General features: G+C 69.9%; 13 protein-coding genes. 3 read left to right on the forward strand and 10 right to left on the reverse strand.

Going from position 1 to position 12,337, the window contains the following annotated elements:
• The 6 genes from PSEWESI4_RS04960 to PSEWESI4_RS04985 form a co-directional block, all read right to left on the reverse strand.
• A complete protein-coding gene (locus PSEWESI4_RS04960) occupies window positions 1–1,416 on the reverse strand; it encodes an efflux transporter outer membrane subunit (RefSeq protein WP_328821778.1) in 1,416 nt (471 codons plus the stop codon).
• Window positions 1,417–1,589: 173 nt separating this feature from the next.
• On the reverse strand, window positions 1,590–3,542 hold the full coding sequence (locus PSEWESI4_RS04965; RefSeq protein WP_210768829.1) for an ABC transporter permease: 1,953 nt from the start codon (window positions 3,540–3,542) through the stop codon (window positions 1,590–1,592).
• The gene (locus tag PSEWESI4_RS04970; RefSeq protein ID WP_187670078.1) at window positions 3,539–4,711 is read right to left on the reverse strand and encodes an efflux RND transporter periplasmic adaptor subunit; all 1,173 of its coding nucleotides are present in this window, start codon (window positions 4,709–4,711) and stop codon (window positions 3,539–3,541) included. The genes PSEWESI4_RS04965 and PSEWESI4_RS04970 overlap by 4 nt, the downstream gene beginning before the upstream one ends.
• Window positions 4,712–4,733: 22 nt before the next feature.
• A complete protein-coding gene (locus tag PSEWESI4_RS04975) occupies window positions 4,734–5,069 on the reverse strand; it encodes a DUF3325 domain-containing protein (protein ID WP_408004274.1) in 336 nt (111 codons plus the stop codon).
• Window positions 5,069–6,709 (reverse strand): PepSY-associated TM helix domain-containing protein, encoded by a 1,641-nt coding sequence (locus tag PSEWESI4_RS04980; RefSeq protein ID WP_187670079.1) that lies wholly within the window; start codon window positions 6,707–6,709, stop codon window positions 5,069–5,071. The genes PSEWESI4_RS04975 and PSEWESI4_RS04980 overlap by 1 nt, the downstream gene beginning before the upstream one ends.
• Window positions 6,706–7,002, reverse strand: a complete 297-nt coding sequence (locus PSEWESI4_RS04985) for a DUF3649 domain-containing protein (RefSeq protein WP_187670080.1) — start codon at window positions 7,000–7,002, stop codon at window positions 6,706–6,708. Before PSEWESI4_RS04985 ends, PSEWESI4_RS04980 begins: the two co-directional genes overlap by 4 nt.
• A gap of 232 nt (window positions 7,003–7,234) precedes the next feature.
• Here PSEWESI4_RS04985 and PSEWESI4_RS04990 point away from each other — a divergent pair, with 232 nt between their 5' ends.
• Window positions 7,235–7,879 carry an HAD family hydrolase gene (locus tag PSEWESI4_RS04990; RefSeq protein WP_187670081.1) on the forward strand — a complete coding sequence of 215 codons (645 nt, stop codon included), beginning with the start codon at window positions 7,235–7,237 and terminating at the stop codon, window positions 7,877–7,879.
• Window positions 7,880–8,228: 349 nt separating this feature from the next.
• Here the strand turns inward: PSEWESI4_RS04990 and PSEWESI4_RS04995 are convergent, their stop codons facing one another.
• Both PSEWESI4_RS04995 and PSEWESI4_RS05000 read right to left on the reverse strand, forming a co-directional pair.
• Window positions 8,229–8,462, reverse strand: a complete 234-nt coding sequence (locus PSEWESI4_RS04995; protein WP_187670082.1) for a DUF1161 domain-containing protein — start codon at window positions 8,460–8,462, stop codon at window positions 8,229–8,231.
• Between the two features lie 24 nt (window positions 8,463–8,486).
• The gene (locus tag PSEWESI4_RS05000; protein WP_187670083.1) at window positions 8,487–9,581 is read right to left on the reverse strand and encodes an aminopeptidase; all 1,095 of its coding nucleotides are present in this window, start codon (window positions 9,579–9,581) and stop codon (window positions 8,487–8,489) included.
• 94 nt (window positions 9,582–9,675) lie between these two features.
• Here PSEWESI4_RS05000 and PSEWESI4_RS05005 point away from each other — a divergent pair, with 94 nt between their 5' ends.
• On the forward strand, window positions 9,676–10,089 hold the full coding sequence (locus PSEWESI4_RS05005; protein WP_187670084.1) for a PA0061/PA0062 family lipoprotein: 414 nt from the start codon (window positions 9,676–9,678) through the stop codon (window positions 10,087–10,089).
• A gap of 201 nt (window positions 10,090–10,290) precedes the next feature.
• The gene (locus PSEWESI4_RS05010; RefSeq protein ID WP_187670085.1) at window positions 10,291–10,719 is read left to right on the forward strand and encodes a PA0061/PA0062 family lipoprotein; all 429 of its coding nucleotides are present in this window, start codon (window positions 10,291–10,293) and stop codon (window positions 10,717–10,719) included.
• Window positions 10,720–10,765: 46 nt separating this feature from the next.
• Here PSEWESI4_RS05010 and PSEWESI4_RS05015 read toward each other — a convergent pair whose 3' ends face one another.
• The gene (locus PSEWESI4_RS05015; RefSeq protein ID WP_328821784.1) at window positions 10,766–11,191 is read right to left on the reverse strand and encodes an OsmC family protein; all 426 of its coding nucleotides are present in this window, start codon (window positions 11,189–11,191) and stop codon (window positions 10,766–10,768) included.
• A 94-nt stretch (window positions 11,192–11,285) separates the two neighbouring features.
• Complete coding sequence (locus PSEWESI4_RS05020; RefSeq protein WP_187670087.1) at window positions 11,286–12,287, reverse strand: LLM class flavin-dependent oxidoreductase; 1,002 nt, start codon at window positions 12,285–12,287, stop codon at window positions 11,286–11,288.
• Window positions 12,288–12,337 lie beyond the last annotated feature (50 nt).

Here is a 12,337-nt window from a genome sequence, read left to right on the forward strand (position 1 = left end):
TCACTGCCGCACAGGCAGCTCCTCTACTTCCTGACGCCCAAGCCATTGCTCCGCCCGCCAACCGCCGCCCAGCGCCCGATACAGGCCGACGCTGGCTTGCAGGCGTTCGAGCTGGAGTTGTGCCGCTTCGTCCTGGGCAGCGTAGAGGGTGCGTTGGGCGTCGAGCAGGGTGAGCAGGGTTTCCGCGCCGGCGCGGTAGCGGGATTCGGCGAGGCGGAAGGCCAGTTCGGCCTGGGCCAGCGCTTCGCGCTGGGCGGCCAGTTTGGCGGCGCTGCCGGCCAGGGCGTTGAGTGCCGTTTCCACGTCGGCGAAGGCGGTGACGATGGCGCCACGGTAGTCGGCGAGCAATTCCTCGCGGCGGGCGATGGCGATGTCGCGGTCGGCGGCCAGGCGGCCGCCGTCGAAGATCGGTGCGGCGAGCGCCGCCGCCAGCGAGTAGACCGGATCGGCGAACACGCGCGACAGGCTGCCGCTGCCGCCACCGGCCCTGGCCGTCAGGTCGAGGCGCGGCAACAGGGCGGCGCGGGCGGCTTCGACGTCGGCATCGGCGGCGGCCAGGTTGGCTTCGGCACGGGCCAGGTCGGGACGGCGGCCGAGCAGTTCGCTGGGCAGCCCGGCGCCGAGGCTCGGCACCCGCAGGGCGTCCAGGTCGGCGGCGTGCATCCTCAGTTCGGTGACGCTTGCGCCAAGCAGCAAGGCCAGGGCGGTTCGGCTGTCTTCCAGTTGCTGGCCCAGGTCGGCGAGCAGGCGTCGCTGGGTGGCCACCACGCCGCGTTGCTGGGCCAGTTCGAGGGCAATGGCGGCACCGGCGCGCCAGCGTGCTTCGACGGTCGCCAGGACGCGTTCGGCGTTGGCCAGGTTGAGTTCGGCGATGCGCCGGCGTTCGCCGAGACCGACCGTCTGCAACCAGGTGTTCGCCACCCCGGCGCCGAGGGTGACGTGCAGGGCGTCGCGGTCGAAGCGGCTGGCGCGCAGGGCCAGTTCGGCGCTGTCGCGCCCGGCGCGCAGGCGACCCCACAGGTCGACTTCGTAGCTGGCCGCCAGGCCGCCTTCGTAGCGGTTGCCGGCGGTGTCGGCATCACCACCGAGACGGCCTGCTCGACTGGCGCCGAGGTTGCCGTCGAGCCTCGGCAGCAGCGGCGCGCCGGCCAGTCGCGCGCTGGCTTCGGCCTGGCGCACCCGAGCGACGGCGGCGGCCAGGTCGGGACTCTGCGCGAAAGACTGGGCGACCAGGCGGTCCAGCTCGTCGCTGCCGAAGGCTCGCCACCAGGTGGAGTCGATTTCCTGGGCGGGCAGGGCGTTGGCGTGGCGCCACTGCGCCGGGGTTTCGGGCAGCTCGTCCGGCGCAGGCTGATGACGGGAGCAGGCGGCCAGGGCCAGGAGCAGCAGCAGGGGGAGTGCGGGTTTCATGGCCATGGTGTGGCGTCCGTTGGCTCTCTTCTCGCGCTCATGGGAGAGGAGGAAGGAGAGGGAAGAGCGGTGCGTGCGAAGAGTCAACCTGCGTGTCATAGGAACGCATGACCCTCTCCCCAGCCCTCTCCCATGAATGGGAGAGGGAGCGGTCCGAGTTGTCGCCAACATCGCTCGCGCTACTCCATCGACAACGCCACCACCGGGTCGAGCGCGGCGGCGGTCCTGGCTGGCAGCCAGCCGAACAGCAGGCCGGTGGCGGCGGCGCTGGTGAAGGCGATCAGCATGGCGCTGAGGGAAAACACCAGCGGTACGCCGCTGGCGACCAGCAGCAGGCCGGCAACGATGCCGAGCAGCACGCCGGCGCTGCCGCCGGTGACGGTGACCAGCAGTGCCTCGCCGAGGAACTGGTGGAGGATGTCGCGGCGGCGCGCGCCGGTGGCCATGCGGATGCCGATCTCGCGGGTGCGCTCGCGCACGGTCATCAGCATCACGTTCATCACGCCGATGCCGCCGACCAGCAGCGACACCGCGGCGATCAGGCCGAGCATCAGGGTCATGCTGTCCTGGGTCTCCGCCTCGGCCAGCAGCTTGGCAGCGGCGTTGCCGATGCCGAAGTCCTGGCGGCCGTGGCGGGTTTCGAGGAGTTCGCGGATCGCCGCCTCGGCGGCGAGCACCTGGCTCGACGAGGCGGCGTCGATCACCGAGTAGTCCGGATGGGTCAGCGCCTGGAACACGCGTACCCGGCCGGCGCGATAGGGGATGAAGACCATCTCGTCGTAGTCTTCGGCGCCGGAGTCCGCGCCCTTCTCGCTCATCACGCCGATGACTTCGAACGGCGAGTCCTTGATCAGCAGTTGCAGGCCGAGCGGGTTGGCGATGCCGGGGAAGAACTGTTCGCGGGCCTTGTGGCCGAGCACCACCACGGGCGCCATCGCCTTGTCCTCGGCGGCACTGAAGAAACGGCCCACGGCGACCGGCCAGTGGTGGATGCGCGGCATTTCTTCGCTGCTGGAGAAGGTGTAGACCGAGCGGGCGACGTTGCCGTAGCGCACCATCGCCGGGTCGCCGATCACCGGCATGGCGGCGCGGACTTCCGGCAGCCCGGCCACCGCGTCGAGGTCTTCCAGGGTCACCACGCCGGCCGGCCCGCCTTCGGGCGGCTGGCGGCCGCTCAGGTACATGATGGTGGCGCCCATGGAGGCCATCCGCGCCACCACCCGGTCCTTGGTGCCGAGGCCGACGGCGAGCATGACGATCACCGACGCCACGCCGATGACGATGCCGAGCAGGGTCAGCGCGGTGCGGAAGCGGTTCTGCCACATCACCCGCCAGGCCGAACGCGCCACCTCGCCGAGCTCGCTCCAGGGCGATACGCCGTGGTCGCGGCCGGCCTCGGCGAGGTCCGGCGACGGCAGCGCCCTGGCCGGGACCTGGCTGCCGGAATCGCTCACCACTTCGCCGTCGCGGATCTCGATGACCCGCCGCGCCTGCGCCGCCACGTCGCGGTCGTGGGTGATCAGGATCACCGTGTGGCCGGCGTCGGCCAGTTCGTTGAGCAGCGCCATCACTTCCTTGCCGCTGTGCGAGTCCAGCGCGCCGGTGGGCTCGTCGGCGAGGATGATGCGGCCGCCGTTCATCAGCGCGCGGGCGATCGACACCCGTTGCTGCTGGCCGCCGGAAAGCTGGTTGGGGCGATGATCGAGCCGTTCGCCGAGACCCAGGCGCTGCAACAGGGCGACCGCCCGCTCGCGGCGCCGCTCGGCGGGCAGGCCGGCGTACAGGGCGGGGATCTCGACGTTCTCGCGCGCCGACTCGGTGGCGATCAGGTGATAGCCCTGGAACACGAAGCCGAACGCCTCGCGGCGCAGCCAGGCCAACTGGTCGGCGTCGAAGCCGGCGACGTCGCGGCTGGCGAAGCGATAGCGGCCGGCGCTCGGCCGGTCGAGGCAGCCGAGGATGTTCATCAGCGTCGATTTGCCGGAGCCGGAGGCGCCGACGATGGCGACAAACTCGCCAGCCTGGATGCGCAGCGACACGCCCCGCAGGACTTCCACTTCGGGGCTGCCGTCCTCGCCACCGTAGCGCCGGCGGATACCCTCCAGCTCGATCAGCGCGGGGCTTTCGCTCACCACTGGAACCTCACCGCCGAAGTCTGCGCCACCTCACCGGTGACCAGGCGATCGCCCTCGGCCAGGCCATCGAGCACCTCGACGAGCTGGCGATTGCGCGCCCCGACCCGCACTTCGCGGCCCTGCGGCCGACCCTTGGCGTCCAGCACGCGGGTGGTGAACAGCCCGGCCTCGCCGGCCACCGGGTCGAGCGCCTCCAGCGGCGCGGTGAGCACGTCGTGCACGGCGGCGGTGATGAACACCACCTGGGCGGTCATCTGCGGCATCAACGCGCCGTCGTCGTTGGCCACGTCGAACAGCACGGTGTACTGCACCGCCTGCGTCGCCTGGGCCGCCGCGCCTTCCTCGCCGCCATTGGCCGGGGTCACCGGCGGCGCCGGCAGCACCTGGCGGACCTTGGCGTGCCAGCGCCGGCCGTCGCCGCCGAGGGTGGTGAAGTACAGCGGCATCCCCGGCGCGAGCTGGCGGATATCGGCTTCGGACACCTTGGTCCAGGCGGTCATCGCGCTGAGGTCGGCGATGCGCATCACCGTCGGCGTCTGGTAGGTGGCGTTGAGGGTCTGGCCCTGCTTGACGTCGACGCCCAGCACGGTGCCGGCGATCGGCGCGTAGAGGCGGGTGTAGCCGAGCAGCGCCTCGTTGCCGCGCAGCCGCGCCTGGCTCTCGGCGATCTGCGCGCGCAACTGTTCGAGGCGCGCCTGGGCGGACTTCCAGGCGGCGATGGCGACCTGCACGTCTTCCTCGCGGGTCGCCTCGTCGCGGGCCAGGCGCAACTGGCGCTGGTGCTGCTGGCGCGCCAGGTCGAGCTGCGCCTGCTGGTCGGCCAGTTGCGCGCGCAGGCCGGCGAGCGCCGCGCGGTCGGCTTCCACCGTGGCCTCGTGGAGGCTGGCGTCGATCTCGGCGAGCAACTGGCCCTTCTCCACCTTGTCGCCGGGCTGCACGTGCAGGCGCAGCACCTGGCCGGAGACCTGCGCGCCGACATCCACCGACTCGCGCGGCTGCAGGGTGCCGATGGCCACCACGGTGGCTTCCACGTCGCCGCGCGCGACCGGCACGGTGAGGTAATCCGGCGCGGCGTCGCCCTGCCACCACCAGGCGCCGAGCAGCAGCAGCATCGGCACCAGCGTCAACAGCAGCCAGCGCCCCTTGGAACGGAGATCGAAACTCATGCGGGGTACATCCTTGTCGGCATCACAGGGCAAGCAGCGGCAGTGCCCCCAGGGTCGAGAACGCCGCCAGCCAGGCGGCCAGGCGCGGGCGATAGGGCAGCAGCAGGACCAGCGCCAGCGCGCCGGCGGTTAGCACGCCGCACCAGACCACCGTCCCCACCGCGCCGCCCCAGGCGCGCAGGCACGGCCACAGGGCGGCGGCCAGCAGCAGCCAGCCGGCCAGGCGCAGCAGGCGCTGGCGAGCGCGCGACTTGCGCGGCCAGACCTGCACGTGGTGGCGGTCCATGCCCAGGCACAGGCCGGCCATGCCGGCGTAGGAGAGGGCCAGTGCCAATGGAATCGCGACGACGGGCAGCATCAGTGCGCCTCCACTTCGAGTGCACGGGCGGCGCTGCGCCGGGGGCGTTTCGCAGGCGCCGGCCGGCTGGCCTTGACCCACACCCGCCGCGCCGCCAGCAGGCTGAGCAGGCCGAACCCGATGGCGACCAGCTCGACCCCGGCGCGCTGGCCGTCGCCGCGCAGCAGGTAGATGACGAACTGCTCGCCGACCGTCCCCCAGTTGAGCAGCGGCAGCAGCAGGCAGAGCAGCGCGATGGCCAGCAGTTGCTCGATCCAGGCCGTGGTCGCCGGGCGCAGCGCGGCATGCAGGCAGGTCAGTGCCCAGACCGCGAAGAAGGCGCCGATCTCCCATTCCGGCCGCTGCTCGATGCCCACCGGGATCAGCCGGTTGGCCCAGAAGAACGCCACGCAGGCCAGCGCCAGGCCGGCGATGCTGCCGATGTTGAGCACTTCGATGACCCGGTAGACACGCTCGGTCTGCGCGCCGAACTCGCCCAGCGCACGCTGCCGGCGCTTGACCATGAAGAGGATCGCGCCGGTGGCCAGCATCGCCGCGCCGGCCAGGCCGCAGACGAAGTACAGCCAGCGGATCGCGTCGCCGCCGAACGCCGCGAAGTGCAGGTTGCGCATCACCGACTGCACGTCCTGCGCCGCACCGCCACGCCGCTCGCCGGGTATCTGGATGTCCCGCTGCTCGCCGCTCACCGCGTCGAAGAACACCCGCCCCGCGCCATCGCCGAGCAGGGTGTACTGGCCTTCCTTCTCGATGAAGCGGCCGAACAGCACCGCCGCCGCGCTGCTGTCGCCGGGGTGCTCGACGCTGACGAAACTCACCGGCCGCTGCAATTGCGCCTCGCTGCGCACCAGCAGTTCGTCCAGCGCGGTGACCGGGGCCGCGATGCCGGTTTCCGGGCGGTGCTCGGGCTGGGTCAGCAGGTCGGCGAAATAGGCTTCGGGGCTGTCGTAGTGCGCGGCGATGCCGAGCGGCATGTATAGCGCGTAGAAGGTCGCCAGGCCGGTGTAGGCGATCATCAACTGGAACGGCAGGCTCAGCACCGACAGCGCGTTGTGGGCATCCAGCCAGCTCCGCTGGCCCTTGCCGGGGCGGAAGGTGAAGAAGTCCTTGAAGATGCGCTTGTGGATGATGATCCCGCTGACCAGCGCCACCAGCATGGCCATGGTGAAGAAGCCGACCAGCCAGATACCGGCGGTGCCGGCGTGGAACTCGAAGTGCATGTGCACGAAGTGGTGGCCGCCCTCGCTGTCGCGCTCCTCGGCATTGGCCAGCGGCTGGCCGGTGAGCGGGTCGAGGCGCTTCTGCTGGAACTGCTCGTGCTCGTCTTCCCAGAACAGGCGGATCGCCTTGTCGGTATCGTTGGGCAGGCCGATGCCCCAGAAATGCCCGCGCGGCGCATGCTCGGCGAGCCAGGCCTGGCCCAGGCGCACCGCCTGCGGGCGGTCGACGCTATCGTCGAGACCGGTGACCGCCTGCGCCTGCGGCAGGTGCGGCTTCATCCAGCGGGTGATCGGATCGTCGAACACCCCGAGGGTACCGGTGAGGAAGATGACGAACAGCACCCAGCAGGCCCACAGCCCGCCCCAGGTGTGCAGCCAGGCCATAGCCTGGCGCAGGCCCTCCTTCTGTTCCGCCTGGCTCATGCCAGCACCCTCCCCAGCAGCCAGCCGAGCCCGGCGAACAGCACGGCCGGCAGCAGCAGGCCGAGCCAGACGCGCTTGAGGTCCCTGACGGCGAATACCCAGACGATCGCCACGGTGTAGATGGCGAAGCTGGCCAGCGACCCGGCCAGCACCGCCTGCCCCTTGGGCAGGGGAATGATCGCGCCGAGGAACACCACGAGCGCCGAGGTCAACGCATAGCCGCCGAGGATCGCCGCCGCGCTGCGCGACAGCAGGGCGAGCGCGGGCCCGCGGGAGGAAGCAACAGATTTCATGGACAGACTGTCATTGCGATAGGCGGAAGAACGGCCGGCGGAAGAGGGTGCGCGGCAGACGCGCACTGGAAACGCCGTGCCTCATATGTCCATGACGGATGAGCACGGCAAAACCCGCACCCCGTTCGTCGATGATCTGCAACAGATTGTTTCAGGCCACGGCCGACCGCCGGAGAAGCGCATCGAATGCCCTGATATGCTTGCCCCTGGCTTTCACCGCGCAATCATCCCCATGCACTACCAGCACATCCTCTTCGACCTCGACGGCACCCTCACCGACCCGCGCGAGGGCATCACCCGCTCGGTGCAGTTCGCCCTCGCCAGACTGGGCATCGACGAGCCGGACCTGGCCCGGCTCGAGCACTTCATCGGCCCGCCGCTGCTGCAATGCTTCATGGCCAGCTACGGCTTCGACGAGGCCACCGCCTGGCAGGCGGTGAACCACTACCGCGAACGCTTCAAGGTCACCGGGCTGTACGAGAACCGCCTGTTCGACGGCGTGCCGAACCTGCTCGAACGGCTCGCCGGACAGGGCCGCACGCTGTACATCGCGACCAGCAAGCCAGCGGTGTTCGCCCGCGAGATCGCCCGGCACTTCGGCTTCGACCGGCATTTCAAGGTGATCTACGGCAGTGAGCTGGACGGCACGCGCACCGACAAGGTCGAGCTGATCGCCCACCTGCTCGCCGAAGAGGGCCTGGCGCCGGAAAGCGCGCTGATGATCGGCGACCGCAAGCACGACCTGATCGGCGCGCGGCGCAACGGGCTGGATTGCGCGGCGGTCGGCTATGGCTTCGGCAGCCATGAGGAACTGGCGGCCGAGGCTCCGACCTATCACTTCGCCACGCTGGACGAACTGCGGCGAGCCTTCGCGTAGTGCGCCATGCGCACCGGGAAGATCGGCGCCGCAAGCCTTTCGGTGAGTACGATAGATTGGCGTGGTTGGTCGGGCCCGCCCCTCACCCCAGCCCTCTCCCGGAGGGAGAGGGGACTGGTACGGTGGCGTCGACCAGGCATCGTGCCGCTCCATCATCTGGAGCAATCCTTCGAGGCCGCTCAGAGGCAGAGCCAAGACGCAGGACGGGCTCCCTCTCCCCTCGGGAGAGGGCTGGGGTGAGGGGCGGAATCTCCCTCCAACTCCTCCACCCCGCCCCCAAAGCAGACAAGCAGGATGGGTCGAGGAGCGGAGCGGCAATACCCATCCCACGGGTACAGGCCTCCCCTACTCAGTTACCGTTCTTCTGGTAAATGATCTTCTTGGTCCCGCCGTCGCAGCTACCGACCACCATGTTGGGGTCCTCGACCTCGTCGTTGGGCACGATTTCCAGGGTGTAGCTGGTCACCCCGGCGGCCTGGATCTTCACCTCGATCTCGGCCTTCAGTTCCTCGCACGGCTTGGGTGCCGCCACGGCGCCGCCGGCCAGCAGGCCGAGCAGGGCGACCGCCATCCATCTATTCATCGCTCACCTCCGGTTGTGAATCACTCATGGGTTGACTGTCTCCGGCAGCGCCGGGTTCTCGCCTTGCAAGGCGCGCAGGGCCCGCTCGCGCTCGGCCGGCGGCAATTTGCCGAGTGTCGCGGCACGCGCATAGAAGGTCGCCCAGTCGCCCGCCTGACGATACAGCGCGGCGAAGGCGCTCAGCCACTGCTCGTAGAGGCCGAACGGCAGCAGGCGGGCGTTGTTCAGCGGGGCGTTGATCCAGGCGTCGTAGCGGCGGTCGCCCTGCCACTCGGTGTCGCGCAGTTGCCGGTATTCCGTGCGCAGGCGCTCGAACTCGGCGGCCTTGCCGGCGCGCTTGGCGGCGTCGTCCAGGTCGCTGGCGTAGAGCGCTTGCAGGCGCTCGCGGCTGGCCAGGATCAGGGCGGTGAACTGTTCGCGCATCCGTTCGGCGCGGCCATCGGCGGGAGGCAGGCCACGCGCCGCGCGCCACTGCCGGGCGCCCTCGCGCTCGACGAAGCTGGCGAAGGATTCGCTGAAGGCGGTGTCGTCGGCGACGTACAGGCGCTGGTGGGCCAGCTCGTGGAAGATCAGCGCGGCAAGGCGCTCGTCGTCCCAGCGCAGCATGCTGCTGAGCAGCGGATCGTCGAACCAGCCGAGGGTCGAGTAGGCCTCGATGCCGGCGACGTAGGTGTCCCAGCCATCCTGCTGGAGCAGCGCCGCCGCGCCGCGCGCGCCGCTCTGGCTGTAGTAGCCGCGGTAGGCGACGCAGCCGGCGATGGGGAAGCAGTGGGTCAGCGGGGTCAGCGACAGTTCCGGCGTGGCGAACAGGTTCCACACCACGTAGGGGCGGTCCAGCTCGGCGTAGATGCGGTAGCTGCGATTGTCCGGCAGGCCCAGCTCGGCGCTGGCGAAGGTGCGCGCCTCCTGCGCCAGGGCCAGGCGGCGGCGCAGCTCGGGGTCGCGGGACTCGTCGGCGAGGATCGCCTCCACCGGCTCGCTGCGCCGCAGCAGGTCGAGCTGGCCGTCGACCAACTGGTCGTAGTAGGACAGGCTCGCGCAACCGCTCAGCGCCCCGGCCAACAGCAAGGGAACCCAGCGGGACAGGACGCGGTCGAGAGTGCTGGACAAGAAACTCATGGCGGGCCGGGTACAGGTTGATGGGGAGTCGCCGGAGCCAGCGACACTACTGCATCCCGCCACCGTCTGTCTGCCTGAAGACCTGGAGCACCGCATGCGCACCCCGCTTCTTTTCGCCGGCCTGATCTCGCTCGGTGGCTGCTCGTTGCTGCCGCCGCACGACCCCAGCCAGGCCTGGATCGACCTGCACACCAACCCGGCCAGCGAACTGCGCGCCGACGAAGTGGACGACAAGCCACTGGACGACGACCGCTTCTTCCAGGTGCCGCCCGGCCGCCACGCGTTGCAGGCGCGCCTGCTGTTCGCCGTGGCCGGCAGCGACATCGGCCCGGACAGCGAGGCCATGCCGCGCAACTGCCAGGTGCGCCTCGAATACGCCGACTTCGCCGCCGGCGAGCGCTACCGGCTGGTCGCCGGCAATATCGGTTTCCGCGCCTGGGCCAAGCTCTACGATGCGCAGAACCAGGTGCTGGCGAAGGGGCGAGAAGGACGTTGCGGCGAGTTCTGATGGGTTGTCTCGGGGTTTCTGGTTCCCCGCGTTCGCGGGGATGACGAGGAGGAAACTCCGGCGTTCAACCGTCATTCCCACGAACGCGGGAATCCACTGAACAATGTAGGAGCGAGACCAGCCGCCCAGATAAAACGCTTCGCAGTTTTCCACCCCGCATCACTATGCTTAAAGGATCGCTTGCCAGTATCGAGATTCGCCATGCGTCCGTTTCTGCTTTCCCTGTTCACCCTCAGCCTCGCTGCCTGCGCCAGCAGCAGCCTGCCGCCGGCCGATCCGCAGCAGGCGTGGGTCGAGCTGGCCACCCAGCAGCCCAGCCACACCATCTCCGCCAGCCGCCTGGACGGCCAGCGCCTGAGCGATGGGCGCTTCTTCCAGGTCAGCCCCGGCGCCCATGAACTGGACGTGCGCTTCCAGTACGAACGCATGGGCGGTGGCGGCGGCATGGAGCCGAGCGGTTCGCCGGGCTCGGTGACCTGCTACCTGCGCGTGCGCTACGACGGCTTCGCCGCCGGCCAGCGCTACCGCCTGGAAGCCCGCCCGCTGGCGGCCAAGGCCCAGGCCTGGCTGTACGGCGAGCAGCGCCAGGTGCTCGCCCGTGGCGAGGTGCTGCGCTGCGGGCCGTATTGATCCCCTTTGGTGGGCTGAAGCCCATCCTGCCGGCCGCCCCGGATAATCAGCTTTCCAGGGAAGCCTCCAGGGTGATCTCGGCATTGAGCAGCCGGGACACCGGGCAACCGGTCTTCGCCGCTTCCACCGCGCTTTCGAAGGCGGCGCGGTCGGCGCCGGGGATGTGCGCCTGCAGCGACAGGTGCACGGCGGTGATGGTGAAGCCGCCTTCGTCCTGTTCCAGGGTCACTTCAGCCTTGGTGTCGATGCGTTCGGCGGTCATCCCGGCCAGCCCCAGTTGCATCGCCAGGGCCATGGAAAAACAGCCGGCATGGGCGGCGCCGATCAGTTCCTCGGGGTTGGTGCCCGGCTGGCCCTCGAAACGGGCCCGAAAGCCGTAGGCCGTGTCGCTGAGCACACCGCTCTCGGTGGACAGGCTGCCCCTGCCGTCCTTGAGCCCACCCTGCCAGTGGGCCGACGCGTGTTTGGTGATTTCCATTACGCTCCTCCTTCTTTCCACGGGTGTTCAGTTTCAGAAAAGCGCAGAGCAGGCGAGTTCGCACCGGCCATCGGTCACCTGGCCAGCATCAGCCCCGGTGCAGCTCCGCAAGAATCTCGTAGGAACGCAGCCGATCGGCGAAGTCGTACATGTCGCTGGTGAAGATCAGCTCGTCGGCGTTGGTCTGCTCCAGCAGCACCTCCAGGCGCGCGCGGACCTTCTCCGGGCCGCCGATCACCGCCAGGCCGAAGAAGTCGCCGACCGCCTGGCGCTCGTGGGGCAGCCACAGGCCTTCCATGCTTTCCACCGGCGGGCGCTGCACCAGGCTCTGGCCACGGATCAGGGCGAGGATGCGCTGGTAGGCCGAAGTGGCCAGGTATTCGGCGCGTTCGTCGCTGTCGGCGGCGAGCAGCGGCACGCCAAGCATCACATAGGGCTTGTCGAGCACCGCGGACGGGGTGAAGTGGTTGCGATAGACGCGGATCGCCTCGTGCAGCATGCGTGGCGCGAAGTGCGAGGCGAAGGCGAACGGCAGGCCCTTCATGCCCGCCAGTTGGGCGCCGAACAGGCTGGAACCGAGAATCCAGATCGGCACCCCGGTGCCCGTGCCAGGCATGGCGATCACCCGCTGGTCGGGCGTGCGCGGGCCGAAATAGCGCTGCATTTCCTCGACGTCGGCGGGGAAGTCGTCGGCGCTGCCGGCACGGTCGCGGCGCAGGGCATGGGCGGTGTACTGGTCGGCGCCAGGGGCGCGGCCGAGGCCGAGGTCGATGCGGCCGGGATAGAGCGTTTCCAGGGTGCCGAACTGTTCGGCGATCACCAGCGGCGCGTGGTTGGGCAGCATCACCCCGCCGGCGCCGACGCGGATGGTCGAGGTGCCGGCGGCCAGGTAGCCGATCAGCACGGCGGTGGCGGAGCTGGCGATGCCGTCCATGTTGTGGTGCTCGGCCACCCAGAAGCGCGTGTAGCCGAGCCGTTCGACGTGCCGGGCGAGTTCCAGGGAGTTGCGCAGCGCCTGGCCGGGGCCGCCGTCGGCGCGTATCGGGGCGAGATCGAGGGTGGAGATGCGGATGTCTGACAAGCGGGTCATGGGGCCTCCTGGGTCGTCTTCCCTATGTGGGGACGAAGCGCCGGCAGACA

Source organism: Zestomonas carbonaria (assembly GCF_904061905.1).
GTDB classification, from domain to species: Bacteria; Pseudomonadota; Gammaproteobacteria; order Pseudomonadales; family Pseudomonadaceae; genus Aquipseudomonas; species Aquipseudomonas carbonaria.